This is a genomic window from Azospirillum sp. P4_B5, from assembly GCF_056402275.1.
On record NZ_JBFUHT010000050.1, the window covers coordinates 1 to 18999 of the forward strand.

Below are 18999 nucleotides of genomic sequence, written 5' to 3' on the forward strand. Positions count from 1 at the left end.
TCGCCGCACCCGCCGCGACGGCGCCCGTCGCCCCCACCGCCCCGCCGGCCAGGCAGCCGAGCGTCAGCCCCGCCACCGTATGCCGGTTCTGGTACAGCAGGGCGCCGCCCAGGATGATCGCGCGCTCCGCCCCATCGCGCAGCCCGCCCGCGCTGTCGGACAGCCAGCCGCGCCACTCCGCCCGCCACTCCGACGCAGGCGACGCCGCCTGGGCCACCGGTGCGGCCATAAGCACCAGCGTGGCGAAGCCCGCCGCGACGAGGGGATGGCCCGTCCTGTGTCGCATGGGAAGCTCCTTTTTCCAGGCCGTGAGGATACGCCATCGCGGCCGGAACGCCGTCCCGAAAGCAGGGATGAGCGACCGCCGACCGGGCTACCCCCTTCGCATCGGGCCTGTAGTAGATACTTACTGCCACACCAACAATCCGCACCACTAGCATTCATGCTGGAGCCACCAACCGGAATGGAGCCAGCCCCCATGGCCAAGGCCATCCACATGATGATCCGGGTCCTCGACGAGGAGCGGTCGCGGGATTTCTACGCCCGCGCGTTCGGCCTGGAATGCGCCGACCGCTACGCGTTCGACGGCTTCACCCTGGTCTATCTGCGCAACGCCGAAAACGACTTCGAGATCGAGCTGACCATCAATCACGGGCGCAGCGAACCCTACGCCCATGGCGACGGCTACGGCCATCTGGCCGTCTGCGTCGAGGATCTGGACGGGGAACACCGGCGCTTCACCGCGCTCGGCTACGGCCCCAACCCGATCAAGGAGTTCGCGCGGGACGGCGCGCTGATGGCCCGCTTCTTTTTCGTCCAGGACCCCGACGGCTACAAGATCGAGGTCCTCCAGCGCCACGGCCGCTACCGCTGACAAAAGCGCGACACCCGAAACAAGAATCATAATCGGTCTTGGGAGGAAGCCATGCGTTCTCCGACGAGCACAACAGCAAAACCCGCCCCGAACTCCACCATGCACCGGCGCGCCTTCCTGGCGGCCTCGGCCACCGCCGCCGCGGCGACGGCCATCCTGGTGTCGGGCGGAGCGATCCTCTGCCCGCGCGAGGCCTGGGGGTACGAAACCAAGGCGCTGGCGCCCGACACCATGCGCTCGCTGATCCGGGTATCGCGGGACATCTACCCGCACGACCGGCTGGCCGACCGCTTCTACGCCGTCGCCATGAAGGCGCAGGACGAGAAGGCGGCCGCCGACGCCGCGCTCAAGGAGCTGTACGAGTCCGGCATGGCGAAGCTCGACCGGCTGGCCAAGGCCAAGCACGACGCGCCCTACGCGGAGGTCGGCTGGGAGGCCGACCGGGTCCGGCTGCTGCACGAGATCGAGGCCGATCCGTTCTTCCAGACGGTGCGCGGCGGGCTGGTGACTGGAATCTACAACAACCAGGAGGTCTGGCCGCTCTTCGGCTACGAGGGCGAGAGCGCGGCCAAGGGCGGCTACATCGACCGCGGCTTCAACGACATCGAGTGGCTCTGACCACCGTCTCAGGAAGGATGTTTCAGCCATGGCAGCGAAATTCGACCTGAACGACGACAGCGTCGTGGTGATCGTGGGCTCCGGGGCCGGGGGCGGCACGCTGGGCACCCAACTGGCGCTGAAGGGCATCAAGACGGTGATCCTGGAAGCCGGCGGCCGCCACGACATGGAGGATTTCCAGAACGACGAATGGGCCAGCTTCGCCCAGATCTCCTGGCTCGACCCGCGCACCACCTCGGGAAGCTGGCGGGTGTCGCGCGACTTCCCCGGCCTGCCGGCCTGGATCGTCAAGGCGGTCGGCGGCTCCACCGTGCACTGGGCGGGTGCCGCCCTGCGCTTCCAGCCGCACGAGTTCAAGACGCGCACCGCCTACGGCGAGGTAGCCGGCGCCAACCTGCTCGATTGGCCGGTCACGCTGGAGGAGCTGGAACCCTGGTACGCCAAGGCGGAGGACCGCATGGGCGTCACCCGCACCAACGGCATTCCCGGCCTGCCCGGCAACAACAACTTCAAGGTCCTGAAGGCCGGCGCCGACAAGATGGGCTACACGGAATGCCACACCGGCAACATGGCCATCAATTCGGAGCCCCGCGACGGGCGCGGGTCCTGCCAGCAGATCGGCTTCTGCTTCCAGGGCTGCAAGTCCGGGGCGAAATGGTCGACCCTGATCGCCGAGATCCCCAAGGGCGAGGAGACCGGCAAGCTGGAGGTCCGCGCCAACGCCCAGGTGCTGAAGATCGAGCATGACGCCAAGGGCAAGGTGACCGGCGTCGTCTACGCCGACAAGGACGGGGCGATCCAGCGGCAGAAGGCCCGCATCGTCGCGGTGGCCGGCAACTCCATCGAAAGCCCCCGCCTGCTGCTGAACTCCGCGTCCTCGATGTTCCCGGACGGTCTCGCCAACTCCTCCGGCCAAGTGGGGCGGAACTACATGCGGCACATGACCGGCTCGGTCTACGGCGTGTTCGAGAAGCCGGTGCGCATGCACCGCGGCACCACCATGGCCGGCATCATCCGCGACGAGGCGAAGAACAAGCCCGACCGCGGCTTCGTCGGCGGCTACGAGATCGAGACCCTGTCGCTCGGCCTGCCCTTCATGGCCGCCTTCCTCGACCCCGGCGCCTGGGGGCGGGAGTTCACCTCCGCGCTCGACGGCTACGACCATATGGCCGGCATGTGGCTGGTCGGCGAGGACATGCCGCAGGAGAGCAACCGCATCACCCTGCACGCCGACAAGAAGGACAAGTACGGGATGCCCGTCCCCAATGTCCATTTCGACGATCACCCCAACGACGTTGCCATGCGCCAGCACGCCTACCGGCAGGGCATGACGCTGTATGAGTCGGTGGGGGCGACCCGCAGCTTCCCGACGCCGCCCTACCCGTCCACCCACAATCTGGGCACCAACCGGATGAGCGAGAAGGCGCGCGACGGCGTGGTGAACAAGTGGGGCCAGACCCACGACGTGGCGAACCTGTTCGTCTCCGACGGCTCGCAATTCACCACCGGCGGCGCCGAAAATCCCACCCTGACCATCGTCGCGCTGGCGCTGCGGCAAGCCGACTACATCGCCGGCCAAATGGCCAGGAACGCGATCTGAAGCTGTTCTGTCCCATTATTCGGGACGCTCCATTCTCGTCTGCCCCTCTCTTCCGAATGGAGGAGGGGGGCATTCTTTTGCGCTCAGGCCGTCTCGCGTTCTTTTTCCGGGGCGGTGAAAGAGGTCGGAATGCCTGCCGGAAGGACGGCGGCGGCCACCGCGGCAAAATCGGTGCGTGCCTCCCGCTCCAGTTCCTCCACGCAGGGGCGGTGGCCCTTCACCTCCTGGGCGTAGGTCAGGCAGGCGCAGCGCAGCAGGCCGGCAAAGTTGCGCCGCTCCACCCCGCGGGCAAAGACTTCATCGTGCAACTTCGACAAGAAGCGGCCAAGCGACACGCCCTGCATCGCCGCGATTTCCTCCAGCGCGTCCCAGAAGGCCGCTTCCAGACAGACGCTTGTCGAATGACCGCTGAGGCGGACCCGCCGGGTTACCATACGGAAGCGCTCCGGGTCCTGACCGGCAAAAATTCGGCACATCCCTCGTCTCCTTCCAAACTTCCCCGATTCCTTTAATGCACTATGAACGGAAAATCCGTTACGCGCATTAATTTCCGAAAGGCATCACCCGGCCAGGTCGAGTGGAGAGGGGGAAACATCACCAAATTCGTGCGCGTCGAAAAGCACTGGAGACGCGCAGTCTTCCTCGAATACCACCCCCGCCCGCTGAAATATGCGCTTACCCCAGCCAACCCGGCGCAAAAGAACGAGCGTTGAAAATATGGGGAACCGTTTTCCGCAACGCATTTCTGTCACGGAACCCACCCATGCCGACCCCGTTATTGGTTTCCGGTTTGCGACGTCACTCCGCTGCGCTGCGAAAATCCGCTGTATTCGTGGCGAATTTCCGGCGGCACCCCGACGATATGTCACTTAAGAGAGGATGGAAACATGAGTTGGGCCGGCCAACACCAGTTCCCAATCGGCAGAAACCGAAAAAGAACACGTCCGACCGCCGACTCTCCGCATTCCAACACCATCGACACCCCATCGCAGACCCTGATCTGCTTTTCACACCTGCGCTGGAGCTTCGTTTATCAGCGTCCACAACATCTTATGTCGCGATTCGCGCGTGACCACCGCGTGCTGTTCGTCGAGGAGCCGATCCACAACGACACGCCCGAGCCCTGGCTGGACGTGCGGGAGGACGAGGGGGTCCATGTCCTGGTGCCCCGCCTGCCCGCCGGCATGGACGGCGAGGCGGCCGTCACCGCCCAGCGCCAGCTGCTCGACCGCTATCTGGCCGAGGAGGGGGTGACCGACCCGATCCTCTGGTACTACACGCCGATGAGCCTCGGCCTGTCCGGCCATCTGCGCGGGGCGCTGGTGGTCTACGACTGCATGGACGAGCTGTCGGCCTTCCACGGCGCGCCTCCGGAGTTGGTCGAGCGTGAGCGGCAGCTGATGGCGCGGGCGGACGTTGTGTTCACCGGCGGCGTCAGCCTCTACGAGGCCAAGCGCAACCTGCACCCCAACGCCCACGCCTTCCCCAGCAGCGTCGATGTCGCCCATTTCGCCGCCGCCCGCGGCATCGTCGAGGAGCCCCCCGATCAGGCGGCCATCCCGCACCCGCGGCTCGGCTTCTACGGCGTCATCGACGAGCGGCTGGACATCGCCCTGCTCGACGCCGCCGCCGCGGCCCGGCCCGACTGGCAGTTCGTCCTGGTCGGCCCAGTGGTGAAGATCGACCCGGCCGACCTGCCCCGCCGTCCGAACATCCACTATCTCGGCCCGAAGAGCTACGACGACCTGCCGCACTATCTGGCGGGCTGGGACGTCGCCCTGATGCCCTTCGCGCGCAACGAGTCCACCCGCTTCATCAGCCCGACCAAGACGCCGGAATATCTGGCCGCCGGGCGCCCGGTCGTCTCCACCTCGATCACCGACGTGGTGCGCGGCTATGGCGACAGCGGCGTCGTGCGCATCGCCGACGCGCCGGAGGACTTCGTCGCCGCCGTCGCGGCCGCCCTGGCCGACGCCGCCGATCCGGAGCGGCTGCGCGCCACCGCGGACCATGTCCTGCGCGACATGTCCTGGGACAAGACGCAGGGCCGCATGACGGCGCTGATGGAGCAGGCCCGCCAGCGCGGACGCGCCGCGCCGCCGGCCCACCGCCCGGCACCGGCGATCCACCCGGCCACTCACCCGGTCAGGCACGTCAACGGGCGCGCCGCCGGCCGCCGCTCCGGCTTCGACTACCTGATCGTCGGGGCGGGCTTCGCCGGCAGCGTGCTGGCGGAGCGGCTGGCGGCCGGGCTGAACAAGCGCGTGCTGCTGATCGACCGGCGTCCGCACATCGGCGGCAACGCCTACGATCACTACGACGACGCGGGCGTCCTGATCCACCGCTATGGCCCGCACATCTTCCACACCAACGCCAAACCGGTCGCCGACTATCTGTCCCGCTTCACCAAGTGGCGGCCCTACGAGCACCGCGTCCTGGCGCGGGTGGACGAACGGCTCGTTCCCATCCCGATCAACCGGACGACGGTCAACCAGCTCTACGGGCTGGATCTCGACGAGGCGGGCGTGGCGGAGTTCCTCAAGAGCCGGGCGGAGCCGGTGGCCGACGTCCGCACCTCGGAGGATGTGGTGGTCGGCGCCGTGGGGCGGGAGCTGTACGAAAAGTTCTTCCGCGGCTACACCCGCAAGCAGTGGGGCCTCGACCCGTCGCAGTTGGACAAGGCGGTGACCGCCCGCGTGCCGACGCGGACCAACGACGACGACCGTTATTTCGGCGACAGCTTCCAGGCGATGCCGCTGAACGGCTACACGCGGATGTTCGAGAGCATGCTCGACCACCCGAACATCAAGGTGATGCTGAACACCGATTTCGACGACGTGCGGGACGAGATCGCCTACGACCGCATCGTCTTCACCGGCCCGATCGACGAGTATTTCGGCCACCGCTTCGGCAAGCTGCCCTACCGCTCCCTGACCTTCCGGCACGAGACGGTCGATCAGGAATGGTTCCAGCCCGTCGCCGTGGTGAACGAGCCGTCGGAGGGGGTGCCCTACACCCGCGTCACCGAGTACAAGCACCTGACCGGGCAAAGCCACCCGAAGACCAGCATCACCTACGAGTATCCTTCCGCTCACGGCGACCCCTACTACCCGATTCCCCGTCCGGAGAACCAGGAGCTGTTCCGCAAGTACCAGGCGCTGGCCGACGGCACCCCGGACGTGATCTTCCTGGGCCGGCTCGGCACCTACCGCTACTACAACATGGATCAGGTGGTGGCGCAGGCGCTGGCGGTCTACGCCCGCCTGGAGAAGGAGGAGCAGCAGAGCCGCGGTCTCGCCGCCGCCGCGCGGGCCTTCGGCTCGCTGGGCGCGGAGCGGGAGGTGCGGGTCGCGGGGATGGGGGATTAGGCGCGCCCTTGCCCCCACCCTTCCCACGGCTTCGCCGCGGGCCCCTTCCCTCCCCCGCTTCGCAGGAGAGGGAGACAATCCCCTCCCAGCCCCCCATGCACACCCCCACCCTGTTCGACAGCGTCTTCCTTGGTGGCTTCGAATGCTCGACGCACCGGCGGCATGACGGACGCCGGTTGGACCTGATCACGGCGACCGGCCACGACCGGCTGGCCGCGCAGGACTATCAACGCATGGCCGCCCACGGCCTGCGCACCGTGCGCGACGGTGCGCGCTGGCACCTGATCGAGACCACGCCGGGCCGCTACGACTGGTCCAGCCTGCTCCCCATGGTCCGGGCGGCGCGGGAAGCCGGGGTCCAGGTGATCTGGGACCTCTGCCATTACGGCTGGCCGGACGACATCGACATCTGGCGGCCCGCCTTCGTGGAGCGCTTCGCCCGTTTCGCCGGGGCCACTGCCGCCCTGCTGCGCGACGAGGGCGTGGAGACGCCCGCCTATTGTCCGGTCAATGAAATCTCCTACTGGGCCTGGGCCGGCGGCGACATGAAGCGCTTCAACCCGATGACCGAGCGTCGCGGGTTCGAGCTGAAGCACCAGCTCGTGCGGGCGAGCATCGCGGCCATCGACGCCATCCGCGCCGCCGACCCGCGCGCGCGCATCGTCCAGGTCGATCCGGTCATCAACGTCCTGCCCCGCCCCGACCGCAAGGGCGACGCCGGGGCCGCGGAGGCCGCCCGGCTGGCCCAGTATGAGGCGTGGGACATGATTGGCGGCTACGCATGGCCGGGGCTGGGCGGCAAGCCGGAGTATCTGGACGTGATCGGCGTCAACTACTACTCCGACAACCAGTGGTTCCTGAAGGGCGGCACCATCGGGCGGGACGACCCGCGCTATCGCCCCTTCGCCGACATCCTGGCGGAGGTGCACCAGCGCTACGGCCGCCCGGTCCTGGTGGCCGAGACGGGAGCCGAGGGCGACGCCCGCGTGCCCTGGCTCGACTATGTGACGGAGCAGGTGGTCACGGCCCTGCGCGCCGAAGTGCCGGTGGAGGGCGTCTGCCTCTACCCGATCCTCGACTATCCCGGCTGGGCCAACGAGCGCCACTGCGAGACCGGCCTCTACGGCCTGTGCGACGAGCAGGGCGGGCGTTGCCTCCATCAACCGCTGGCCGCCGCGTTGGAGCGCGGACAGGCCCGCATCGGCGCGCTGCTCGGCCAGCCCCAGTTCGACCAGCCGGAACTCCAGGCGGCTCAATGAGCGGTTCCAACACGGACACCATCCCGGACCGCCCCGGCCGCTTCCTGCTGCGCTACATCCGGCGGCGGCCCTGGTCCTTCGGCGGGCTGTTCTCGGTGATCGTGGCGGCGGCGGGCTGCGCCGTCGCCGTGCAGTACGGGATGAAGCTGCTGATCGACGCCATGGCCTCCCCCGACCGGGCGGCCGCCGACGTCTGGACTCCGCTCGGCCTGTTCCTGGGCTTCATCGCGGCGGAGAACGTGCTGTGGCGGCTGGGCGGCTGGCTCGGCTGCCGGACGGTGCTGGCGACCGGCGTCGACATGCGGCTGGACCTGTTCCGCCACCTGACCGGCCATTCGATGCGCTATTTCTCGACGCATCTGGCCGGGTCGCTGGGCAACCGCATCGCCGCCACCGAGAACGCCGCCACCACCATCTTCCGCACCCTGACCTGGAGCATCGTCCCGCCGGTCACCGACTTCCTGGGGGCGGTGCTGGTGCTGCTGACCATCCATTGGGGCATGGCGGCGGCGCTGGTGATGTTCGCCCTGGTGGTCGCCGTCGCCATCGTCGGGCTGGGGCTGCGCGGTCGGACGGTGCACCACGCCTTCGCCGAACAATCCGCCCGCACCAACGGCGAGTTGGTTGATGTCGTGTCCAACGTCTGGACGGTGAAGGCCTTCTCCGCCCGCGGGCGGGAGCGCGAGCGCCTGCGGCAGGCCTTCACGGTGGAGGCCGGGGCGCACCGCCGGAGCTGGATGCATCTGGAAAAGACCCGCGTGGTCCATGACGTCTGCCTGTGGGTGATGGCCGGGTCGATGCTGCTGTGGGCGCTGCTGCTGTGGCGGGACGGCACGATCACCACCGGCGACGTGGTGATCGTCAGCGCGCTTACCTTCCGCATCCTGCACGGCTCCCGCGACCTCGCCTTCGCGCTGGTCACCGCCACCCAGCAGGTCAGCGCCATCGACGAGAGCCTGCGGGTGATCGCCCGCCCGCACGACGTGCTCGACCCCGTGCCGGCCGAACCCGCCACGCCCGGCGGCGGCGCCATCGCGTTCGAGCGGGTCTCCTACCGCTACCCCGAAGGGCGCAAGGTGCTGGAGGATTTCAGCCTGACCATCCCGGCCGGACAGAAGGTCGGGCTGGTCGGGCCGTCGGGGGCCGGCAAGTCCACCATCATCAGCCTGATCCAGCGGTTAGACGACGTGCAGCGCGGCGACATCCGGATCGACGGTCAGCCGCTCACCGCCTTGGCCCAGGACGACCTGCGGGCCAAGATCGCCGTGGTGCCGCAGGACATCGCGCTGTTCCACCGCCCGATCCTGGAGAACATACGCTACGGCCGCCCCGACGCCAGCGACGAGGAGGTGTTCGAAGCCGCCCGCCACGCCTTCTGCGACGGCTTCATCCGGCAGTTGCCGGAGGGCTACGGCACGCTGGTCGGTGAACGCGGCGTGCGGCTGTCGGGCGGGCAGCGGCAGCGGCTGGGCATCGCCCGCGCCTTCCTGAAAAACGCCCCGATCCTGATCCTCGACGAGGCGACCTCCGCCCTCGACACCCAGTCGGAACAGGAGATCCAGGCGGCGCTGGCCGATCTGGCCCAGGGGCGGACGGTGGTCGCGGTGGCGCACCGCCTGTCCACGGTTTCGGCCTTCGACCGCGTTCTGGTCCTGGTGGACGGCCGCATCGCCGAGGACGGCCACCCCACGGAGCTGCGGCGGCACGGCGGACTTTTCAACTCCCTGTGGCAGCTCCAGGCGCAGGGCTTCGCGGCGGAGTAGATGACGGCCCCCGCACCGTGGCGCGGGGGCCGCATCAGCCAGAACGGTTAGGGAAAACCGCCCTTCGACGAGCTATCTTTCCGGGCGTTGTGTGTTAAGACACCAGACGCAACCTCGCCTCGGCCCGAAAGCTCGATGAAAGCCACGACCGACGACAGCATCTTTGCAATTCACACCCTTATTCCGTGCAAAATCCGCGGAGCCGGCGCATGACCGACCTGCCGGTGATTGGCGGCCCGGTGATTGGCGGCGACCTGGATTTCCTGTCCGGCGGGGGCGAGATGGGAGAGCGGATGCGCTCCCACGACTGGGCATCCACGGCGCTCGGCCCGCCGGAGAGCTGGCCGCAGAGCCTGCGCACCATCGTCAGCGTCGTCCTCTCCTCCCGGCAGGCGATGTTCGTGGCCTGGGGGCCGGAGCTGTCCTTCCTCTACAACGACGGCTATGTGCCGATTTTCGGGGCCAAGCACCCGGAGGCGCTCGGCCGCCCCTTCGCCGAGGTGTGGTGGGACATCTGGCCCCAGATCAAGCCGCTGGTCGACCGCACGCTGTCCGGCGAAGCCTCCTGGTACGAGGATCTGCTGATCCCGATGGAGCGCCGGGGCTTCCGCGAGGACGCTTGGTTCACCTTCTCCTACACCCCGGTGCGGGGCGAGGACGGGCGCATTCCGGGGATGTTCTGCGCCGTCGTCGAGACGACCGCCCAGGTGCTCGCCACCCGTCGCACCGCCTTTCATCTCGAGCTGGAATCCCGGCTGCGCCAGCTCTCCGACCCCTTCGCGGTGGCGGCGGCGGCGGCGGAAGCTCTGGGTCGCCACCTGGGAGCCAGCCGCGTCGGTTACGGCGTGATGGACGAGACCGCGCGCTTCTTCACGACGGAGCGGAACTGGACCGACGGCAGCGTCGATCATCAGGCCGGCACCCATGACCTGCTGAGCTTCGGATCAGAGCTTCTGGACACGCTGCGCGACGGCGGGACGCTGACCATCCACGACACAGCGACGGACCCGCGCTTCGCCGCGCCGGACCGCCAGACCGCCTTCGCGGCGCTGAACCTCGCCTCCACCGTCACCACCAGCCTGGTGAAGAACGGGCGGATGGTCGCGGCCCTCTACATCCACGACCGCAAGGCACGGCGCTGGCACCAGGACGAGGTCCGGCTGGTCGAGGAGGTGGCGGAGCGCACATGGTCCGCCCTGGAGCGCGCCCAGGCCGAGGAGTCGCTGCGCCGCGCCAACGCCCGGCTGGCCGCGGAGGGGGAGCAGATGCGCACCCTGTTCCGGCAGGCGCCCAACTTCATGTGTGTGCTGCGCGGCCCGGACCATGTGTTCGAACTGGCCAACGACTCCTACCGGCAACTGGTCGGCGACCGCCCCCTGATCGGCAAGCCGGTGCACGAGGCCATGCCGGAGGTCGCCGGGCAGGGCTTCTTCGAGCTGCTGGGCCGCGTCTACGACAGCGGGAAGCCCTTCGTCGGGCACGCCCTGCCGGTGCGGGTCGTCCGCCAACCCGGCGCGCCCGTCGAGGAACGCTTCATCACCTTCATCTACCAGCCGATCAAGGACGCCGACGGGCGGGTGACCGGGATCTTCTGCGAAGGCAGCGACGTCACCGAGGCCAAGCGGGCCGAGGACGCGCTGCGCGACCTGAACGCCACGCTGGAGCAGCGCGTCGCCGAACGCACCGCCGACCGCGACCGCATGTGGCGCCTGTCCACCGACGTCATGCTGGTGGCGCGCTTCGACGGCTCCATCAGCGCCGTCAATCCGGCCTGGACCACCCTGCTGGGATGGTCGGAGGAGGAGCTGGCGACGCGCAGCTTCCTCGACCTCGTGCATCCGGACGATCTGGAGCGCACGCGGGCCGAGGCGGCGCGGCTGGGCGCCGGGCACACCACGCCGCGCTTCGAAAACCGCTACCGCCACAAGGATGGTCATTATCTCTGGCTGTCCTGGGTCGCCGTGCCGGACGACCGCTTCATCCACGCCGTGGGCCGCGACATCACCGCACAGAAGGAGGCCGACGCCGCCCTGCGGCAGGCAGAGGACCAGCTTCGCCAGTCCCAGAAGATGGAGGCGGTCGGCCAGTTGACCGGCGGCGTGGCGCACGACTTCAACAACCTGCTCCAGGCGCTGGAAGGCTGCCTGTCGATGATCGGGCGCCGCACCGGGGAGCCGCAGGTCCACGCCCTGCTCGACGCCGGGCAGCAGGCGGTGGGGCGCGGGGCCAAGCTGGTGCAGCAGCTCATGGCCTTCGCCCGGCGCGACAGCCTGCGTCCGGAATCCATCGGGGTGCGTGACCGGGTGCTCGCCATGTTGGCTCTGCTGGAACGGGCTCTGCGGGCCGACATCACGCTGGACCTCCGCCTCGGCGACGATCTCTGGCCCGTCGAGGTCGACCCGACCCAGTTCGAGCTGGCGGTCATCAATCTCGCCGTCAACGCGCGCGACGCCATGCCGGCCGGCGGACGGCTGACGGTGGAGGCGGTCAACGCCGTGTTTCCCCACGGCGATCCACGGGGAGTGGAGGGCGAGTTCCTGCGCCTGTCCGTGTCGGACACCGGCTGCGGCATGCCCGCCGCGGTGGCCGTCCGCGCCTTCGAGCCGTTCTTCACGACGAAGGACCTCGGCAAGGGGACGGGGCTGGGGCTGGCCCAGGTCTACGGCCTTGCCCGGCAGGCCGGCGGCACCGCCTGGATCGACAGCGCGCCGGACCGGGGCACTACGGTGCATCTGCTGCTCCGCCGCTCCGGCCTGGCTCCGGCGGAGGAACCCGCTCTTCCCGCCGCCATTGTGCCGCCGTCGGGTGGCGCGCGGCGTCATGGCCGCGTCCTCGTGGTGGAGGACGACCCCATCGTCGCCATGACGGTCAGCACCGCGCTGGAGGACGCGGGGTTCGCCGTGCTGTCCGCCGCCAACGCCGAGGAGGCGCTGCCCCATCTGTCGGACGACGGGGTCGACGTTCTGCTGAGCGACGTGGTGATGCCGGGCGGGATGAGCGGCATCGACCTGGCCCGCGAAGCCCGCGAGCGGCGGCCCGGCCTGCCGGTCATCCTGGCGACCGGCTACAGCGAGGACATCGCCCGAGCCACCGGCATCCCGGTGCTGGCGAAGCCCTACCGGATCGACGAGTTGGTCGGGCGGATCGACGCGATCCTGACGGGCGAGGTTGGGGAGTAAAGAGGTCGGGGAATGAAAAAGGCGGAGTCCCCCAGGGGGACTCCGCCTTGGCCGGCCGCGATAGGGTCCTCAGATGTGGTCGGAGGACAGGATGGCCTCGGCGTCGCCGCCGGTGCCGCGGCCCGGCAGGACCGCGTTCAGGACGACGCCCATCAGCGCCGACAGCGCCATCGAGGAGACGACGAAGCCGCCGTCGCCGAACTTCAGCGACGCGCCGCCGATGCCGATCACCAGGATGGTCGAGGAGATCAGCAGGTTGCGCTTGTCGCCCAGATCCACCTTGCCCTCGATCAGCGTGCGGATGCCCGAGGAGGCGATGACGCCGAACAGGGCGATGGACACGCCGCCCATCACCGCCGTGGGGATGCTGGACAGGAAAGCCGACAGCTTGCCCACGAAGCCCAGGATGATGGCGAGCGTCGCCGCACCGCCGATCACCCACACGCTGAACACCCGGGTCACCGCCAGCACGCCGATGTTCTCGCCGTAGGTCGTCGCCGGGGGACCGCCCAGCGCGCCCGCCACCATGGTCGCCACGCCGTCGCCGAACACCGAGCGGTGCAGGCCCGGATCGGCGATGAAGTTGCGGCCCACGACGCGGCTCAGCACGATCTGCCCGCCGATGTGCTCGGCGATGGTGACCAGCGCCACCGGGGCCACCAGCAGGATCATCGCCCAGGCCGAGACGCCCTCCTTCATATCGGAGAACAGCAGGTGGAAGTCGGGCATCCGCAGGAAGGGAGCCGCGGCGACCGGTCCGAAGTCCACCATACCGAAGACCACGCCCAGCACATAACCGGTCAGGATGCCCAGCAGGATCGGCACCACCGTGAAGAAGCCGCGCAGCACGATGGAGTAGAGGAAGATGCTGCCCAGCGTCGCCAGCGCCAGCAGGAAGTGCGGCAGGCTGTACTCGCCGCCGCCCGCGGTGTTCTGCGCCATGCCGACGGCGACCGAGGCGAGGCCGAGGCCGATCACCACGATCACCGGCCCGACCACGATGGGCGGCAGGATGGCCAGCAGCCAGCGCACGCCGAAGGCGCGGATCAGCAGGGCGACCGCCACATAGACGGCTCCCGCCGCGCAGGCCCCGACCAGCGCGCCGCCGGTCCCGCCGATCTGCGTGGCGGCGACGATCGGGCCGATGAAGGCGAAGGAGGAGCCCAGATAGGCGGGCAGCCGCCATTTGGTGAAGGCCAGATAGATCAGGGTGCCCAAACCGCTGGTGACGAGCGCCACCGACGGGTCGAGGCCGGTGAGGATCGGCACCAGCACGTTGGCGCCGAACATGGCGAACAGGTGCTGAAGGCTGAGCAGGAGGAAGGTGGCCGGGGGCGGACGGTCGTGGACGTCCAGCACCCGGTCGCGCGGGGCTGTCATGAACTGCGGTTCCCGTATCGGTGGTTGCCGGGCAAGGGTTACTCCGCGACGGCCTGCCCGGTCAAACGCCACCATGCGGAATTTTTCGGCACAGGACTCCCACCGGGACCCGGCGGCACCATCACGGATGCGAAATTATTCGTCCGTTGCCTTGCAATCGCCCTTTTGTTATTATGGGTTTTAATAAAAATTCTCGTTACCGGACATGAAACTGCGTTCCCACACGCGATGCGGGGATGACGCGCCTTGTTTTTAGAGTGACTGACCGCATGGCCGACGAACTGTTTGCTCAACTCACCGACACCCTTTCGTCGGCGAAGACCGTGGAAGACCTGACCCGGCCCCTGCTGTCGCTCCTGGAACTGGTGACGGAGTTGGAGGCGACCTACCTCACCCGGATCGAGCTGGAACACGGCATCCAGCGCATTCTCTTCTCCTGCAACACCAAGACCCTGACCATTCCCGAAGGCTTGGCCGTTCCGTGGGAAGGCACGCTGTGCAAGCGGGCGCTCGACGAAGGGAAGCTCTACACCGACGACGTGCCCAGCTGCTGGGGCGATTCCGAGGCGGCGGCGGCGCTGGGCATTCAGACCTACGTCAGCACGCCCGTTCATCTCGACGACGGCAGCCTGTTCGGCACGCTCTGCGCCGCAAGTTCGGAGCGCAAGCCGCTGACGCCCAAGGGGGAGCAGGTGCTGCGCCTGTTCGCCTCGTTGATCGCCCTTCATGTGCAGCGCGAGCAGCTTCTGACCCAGTTCCGGGAATTGAACGCGGCCCTGGAGTCTTACTCCTACACCGACGCGCTGACCGGCCTGCCGAACCGGCGCGCCGTGGTCGCGGAGTTGCACCGGCTGTTCGCCATGGCCGAGCGGGCCGGCCAGAGCGTGCTGATCGGTTTCATCGACCTGGACGGCTTCAAGGCGATCAACGACACCCACGGGCACGAGGCCGGCGACGAATTCCTGACCGAGGTGGGGCGGCGCATCGGCGGGGGGCTGCGGGCGGGGGACACGCTGGGCCGGCTGGGCGGCGACGAGTTCATCATCGTCGGCATGGGCGCCACGCCCGGCGCCGAGGGGGATGAGGCCGCCGGCGCGCTGCGCGACCGGGTGGCCCCGTTGATCCGCGGCGGGTACCGCTTGAAGGGCTGCGCCTTCGATTATCCGGGGGCGAGCGTCGGGGTGGTCAGCGCCGACCCTGGCGCCACGACGCCCGACGACGCGCTGCGCGCCGCCGACGCCGCCATGTATGTCCAGAAGAAGATCCGGCGGGCGGTCAGAGCCTGACGCCCAAACCTGACGCCCTCCGCGACGATCGTTCCGAGCCTTACGGACCGGCGGCCGCGCTCCAGGGATCGGGAGCGGTCACCTCGTAGGGCTGGGCGACGCCACCCATCGACAGCGCATGGACGGAATTGCTGGAGAAGCCGCAGGCCTGCTCCGGATTCACGGCGGCGTTGGGACGGAAGGCGTAGGGCCGCGGGGCATCGGGCGACACGGAGGCGGCCTTGGTGCGGACGACCAGCCCGTGGCCCGACGGAACGCTCTGCTCCACCCAGACCCACAGGACCTCCGGGTTGTCGCGGAAGCGGGCCAGCAGGGTGGACAGCGCCTCCGTGCAGGCGGCGTGGTCGAGCTGGTGGGCGCCGCGGTCGATGATGGCCGAGGCCGGTCCGGACGACGAGGCGTCCGCGGGATTCCAGGTGACCGCCATGAGGCCGGACAGAGCGATGCCAGCGATGGAGGTTCCCCAGAGGACTCCGGAATCGAAACCGGACTCACCGTGACGGCTGGAATGATCGCGCATCGTGGCCCCTCTACAAAACACTCAACCGCTGCAACCGGCGTCTGCAATGTCCCCATCTGTTTGACAGGAACGCAGGCCCGTGACGTTGATCCAGGACAAGCATTTCATGGGCTCGTCCGGTTCGTTGTTTATTGTGCACCGCAGCATCCGCCCGTCAACACCCACCGGAAGCATGGCAGGGCTGATTCCACGCGCTTTCACGCCCGCGTGGCGATGAACGCGGCAATTTGCCGCTCCTCCGCGCTGGAGCACCGTGACGACCAGCGGATGCGCCGTCGGCCGGCAAGCTCCCAGACAACGGTCCCGGCGGCGACATGGTTCCCGTCGCCGTCCGATTCGCCAACAAAGTCAGTTGGTTATATTTACGCACATTCAGGATTACAAACGAAGGCGTCCCTTCAATCCCACGTCCCGCGGGTCGATTGCGGACGCGCGGATGCCATTCCCTTTCGCCCCTGCCGCCGCCGCGCGCTATGGTGCGCCCGGCGACCAGCGGACCGGCAAGAGTCCGGGGCGCCCGCAAGAAGAACACGAGAACCGGAAGGGACGAGCATGAGTGACCAGACCCCCAGCCGCCGCGCCGCCGCGGCCTTCGCCCAAACCGCGGAAACCGGGACGCCGGTCGCCTTCGCCGATCTGGTGGCCCTTCTGGAGCGCATCTTCCTGCGCCACGGCACGTCGGAGCGGGTGGCGGCGATCCTGGCGGAGAACTGCGCGTCCTGCGAGCGCGACGGCTCCACCAGCCACGGCGTGTTCCGCATTCCCGGCTACGTCGGCTCGCTAAAGAGCGGCTGGGTGGACGGCCGGGCCGAACCGACGGTGGAGGAGGCCGGCCCCACCTTCCTGCGCGTCGACGCCGCCAACGGCTTCGCCCAGCCCGCCTTCCTGGCCGCCCGCGATCGCTTCCTGGAGATGGTGCGCGAGAGCGGCGTCGCCGTGATGGCGATCCGCAACTCCCACCATTTCAGCGCCCTGTGGCCGGACGTCGAGCCCTTCGCGCGGGAGGGGCTGGTGGCGCTCTCCTTCGTCAACAGCTTCGCCTGCGTCGTGCCGCCGGGCGGCAAGGCCGCGGTCTACGGCACCAACCCGATGGCCTTCGCCACCCCGGTGGCCGGCGGTGACCCGATGGTGTTCGACCAGGCGGCCAGCTCCATGGCCAACGGCGACGTGCGCATCGCGGCGCGCGAGGGGCACTCCATCCCCGCCGGCTCCGGCGTGGACCGCGACGGCAAGCCGACCACCGACCCCAAGGCCGTTCTCGACGGTGGCGCCCTGCTCCCCTTCGGCGGTCACAAGGGCGGCTCCATCGCCTTCATGATCGAGGTGCTGGCGGCGGCGCTGACCGGCGGCAAATACTCGCGCGAGGTCGACTGGTCGGCCCATCCCGGCGCCGAGACGCCCTGCACCGGCCAGCTCTTCATCGTCATCGACCCGGAGCGCGGCGGTACCGGCGCCTTCGCCGACCGCGTCGCCGGCCTCATCGGCGAGGTGAAGGAGGCGGGGCAGGACCGCATGCCGGGCGAGCGCCGCTACGCCCGCCGCGCCCGCACCCTGCGCGACGGCATCCCGCTCGCCCCCGCCCGGCTGGCCGAGCTGCGCGCCCTGGCCGGCGACGCCTGATACCGAAGGCGTTTGATGGCCTCCATCAAACGCCTTCGGTTCAAACCCGACAGCACATGGCGCAGCCATGTGCGAAAGGGTCATACGGCCGGCCGATCATGGAACTGTTCATGCGCCGGCCGTATGACGCCCCTGCCCTTCTTCAAACCCGGTCGATTCCCGCCATGACGACGCCCACCATCGCCACCTTGTCCCGCCAGCTCGACGACGGCGCCACCACCAGCCGTCAGCTCGTCGACTCCGCCCTCGCCGCCATCGCGGCCGGGGGGGAGGAGGCGCGCAAGACCTACACCGCCCTGCACGCCGAGCAGGCCCGCGCGGCGGCGGACGCCCAGGACCTGCTGCGCCGGGCCGGGCCGCGCCCCTCCCCGTTGGCCGGCCTGCCGGTCTCGGTCAAGGACCTGTTCGACGAGGCCGGGCACATCACGCGGGCCGGGTCGCGGGCGCTGGAGGGCGCCGCCCCCGCCACCCGCGACGCCGACGCGGTGGCCCGCCTGCGCGCCGCCGGTGCGGTGGTGGTGGGGCGGACCAACATGACGGAGTTCGCCTTTTCCGGCGTCGGCATCAACCCGCATTACGGCACCCCCGGCAACCCCGCCGATCCCGCGCGCATCCCCGGCGGCTCGTCGTCGGGCGCCGGGGTGTCGGTGGCGGCCGGCCACGTCCCGCTGGCGCTCGGCACCGACACCGGCGGGTCGATCCGCATCCCGGCGGCGCTCTGCGGCATCGTCGGCTTCAAACCGACGCAGCGCCGGGTGTCGCTGCGCGGCGCCCTTCCTCTGTCCTGGTCGCTCGATTCCATCGGGCCGCTCGCCCGGACGGTGGAATGCTGCGCCATCGCCGACGCCGTGCTGGCCGGCGAGGCGGAGTGGGTGCCGCCGTCGGTCGGGCTGGCCGGGCTGCGCTTCGCCGTGCCGCAGACGGTGGTCCTGGACGGGATGGAGGACGCGGTGGCCGCCGCCTTCGACGCCGCCTGCCGCCGCCTGTCCGAGGCCGGGGCGCGCATCGTCGAGATTCCCATGGCGGAACTGGCGGAGGTCGGCCCGGCCAACGCCATGGGCGGGCTGCCCGCGGCGGAGGCGGCCCACTGGCATCGCGACCTGCTGGCGGAGAAGGGCGACCTCTACGACCCGCGCGTCCGCGTGCGGATCGAGCGCGGCCAGACCATGAGCGCCGCCGATTACATCGAGGTGACGCAGCGCCGCGCCGACCTGATCGCCCGCAGCGACCGGACCACGGCGGACTATGACGCGCTGCTGATGCCCACCGTGCCGCTGCTGGCGCCGCGCATCGACGCCTTCGCCGAGGACGCGGAGTTCGCCCAGCTGAACCTGCTGCTGCTGCGCAACTGCGCGCTGTTCAATTTCCTGGACCGCTGCGCCATCAGCCTGCCGATGCAGCGCGCCGGCGAACTGCCCAGTGGCCTGATGCTGGTGGGTGCGGCCGGGGCCGACCGCCGCCTGCTGTCCATCGCCGCGGCGGTGGAACCGGTGCTGGGCGCCTGACCCGAGGGGGGCGGCGCCCTCGGCCCG

Annotated in this window: 13 protein-coding genes and 1 pseudogene; 10 read left to right on the forward strand and 4 right to left on the reverse strand. The window is 69.3% G+C overall.

Going from position 1 to position 18999, the window contains the following annotated elements; translation table 11 throughout:
- Positions 1-286: pseudogene (locus AC1DVI_RS27140) on the reverse strand (hypothetical protein); the annotation flags it as partial.
- Between the two features lie 192 nt (positions 287-478).
- Between AC1DVI_RS27140 and AC1DVI_RS27145 the strand changes: the two are divergent.
- Genes AC1DVI_RS27145 through AC1DVI_RS27155 form a run of 3 tightly spaced genes read left to right on the forward strand, consistent with a single transcriptional unit; the run spans position 479 to position 3092 of the window.
- Complete coding sequence (locus AC1DVI_RS27145) at positions 479-874, forward strand: VOC family protein (protein WP_014200037.1); 396 nt, start codon at positions 479-481, stop codon at positions 872-874.
- Between the two features lie 51 nt (positions 875-925).
- Positions 926-1492, forward strand: coding sequence for a Twin-arginine translocation pathway signal (locus tag AC1DVI_RS27150; RefSeq protein WP_376996639.1), 567 nt, complete (start codon positions 926-928; stop codon positions 1490-1492).
- Positions 1493-1520: 28 nt separating this feature from the next.
- Positions 1521-3092 (forward strand): GMC family oxidoreductase, encoded by a 1572-nt coding sequence (locus AC1DVI_RS27155; protein WP_476960625.1) that lies wholly within the window; start codon positions 1521-1523, stop codon positions 3090-3092.
- 83 nt (positions 3093-3175) lie between these two features.
- Here AC1DVI_RS27155 and AC1DVI_RS27160 read toward each other — a convergent pair whose 3' ends face one another.
- Complete coding sequence (locus tag AC1DVI_RS27160) at positions 3176-3526, reverse strand: ribbon-helix-helix domain-containing protein (protein ID WP_476960626.1); 351 nt, start codon at positions 3524-3526, stop codon at positions 3176-3178.
- Positions 3527-4144: 618 nt separating this feature from the next.
- Between AC1DVI_RS27160 and glf the strand changes: the two genes are divergently transcribed.
- The 4 genes from glf to AC1DVI_RS27180 all read left to right on the forward strand — a co-directional run bounded on the left by glf (position 4145) and on the right by AC1DVI_RS27180 (position 12661).
- Complete coding sequence (gene glf, locus AC1DVI_RS27165) at positions 4145-6460, forward strand: UDP-galactopyranose mutase (protein WP_476960627.1); 2316 nt, start codon at positions 4145-4147, stop codon at positions 6458-6460.
- A gap of 95 nt (positions 6461-6555) precedes the next feature.
- Positions 6556-7719 carry a beta-glucosidase gene (locus AC1DVI_RS27170; protein ID WP_476960628.1) on the forward strand — a complete coding sequence of 388 codons (1164 nt, stop codon included), beginning with the start codon at positions 6556-6558 and terminating at the stop codon, positions 7717-7719.
- Positions 7716-9482 carry an ABC transporter ATP-binding protein gene (locus AC1DVI_RS27175; protein ID WP_476960629.1) on the forward strand — a complete coding sequence of 589 codons (1767 nt, stop codon included), beginning with the start codon at positions 7716-7718 and terminating at the stop codon, positions 9480-9482. Before AC1DVI_RS27170 ends, AC1DVI_RS27175 begins: the two co-directional genes overlap by 4 nt.
- Positions 9483-9691: 209 nt before the next feature.
- Complete coding sequence (locus AC1DVI_RS27180; RefSeq protein ID WP_476960630.1) at positions 9692-12661, forward strand: PAS domain-containing protein; 2970 nt, start codon at positions 9692-9694, stop codon at positions 12659-12661.
- Between the two features lie 69 nt (positions 12662-12730).
- Here AC1DVI_RS27180 and AC1DVI_RS27185 read toward each other — a convergent pair whose 3' ends face one another.
- Entirely contained in the window at positions 12731-14041 is a 1311-nt protein-coding gene (locus AC1DVI_RS27185) for a solute carrier family 23 protein (RefSeq protein ID WP_476960631.1), read from the reverse strand.
- Between the two features lie 269 nt (positions 14042-14310).
- On the opposite strand from AC1DVI_RS27185, the gene AC1DVI_RS27190 reads away from it, so the two are divergent.
- Positions 14311-15327: a sensor domain-containing diguanylate cyclase gene (locus tag AC1DVI_RS27190; RefSeq protein ID WP_476960632.1), complete on the forward strand. Its 1017-nt coding sequence runs from the start codon at positions 14311-14313 to the stop codon at positions 15325-15327.
- 40 nt (positions 15328-15367) lie between these two features.
- Here AC1DVI_RS27190 and AC1DVI_RS27195 read toward each other — a convergent pair whose 3' ends face one another.
- Positions 15368-15847, reverse strand: coding sequence for a hypothetical protein (locus AC1DVI_RS27195; RefSeq protein ID WP_476960633.1), 480 nt, complete (start codon positions 15845-15847; stop codon positions 15368-15370).
- A gap of 552 nt (positions 15848-16399) precedes the next feature.
- On the opposite strand from AC1DVI_RS27195, the gene AC1DVI_RS27200 reads away from it, so the two are divergent.
- The gene (locus AC1DVI_RS27200) at positions 16400-17467 is read left to right on the forward strand and encodes an Ldh family oxidoreductase (RefSeq protein ID WP_476960634.1); all 1068 of its coding nucleotides are present in this window, start codon (positions 16400-16402) and stop codon (positions 17465-17467) included.
- Between the two features lie 164 nt (positions 17468-17631).
- Positions 17632-18972, forward strand: coding sequence for an amidase (locus AC1DVI_RS27205; protein ID WP_476960635.1), 1341 nt, complete (start codon positions 17632-17634; stop codon positions 18970-18972).
- The last annotated feature ends 27 nt before the right edge of the window (positions 18973-18999 follow it).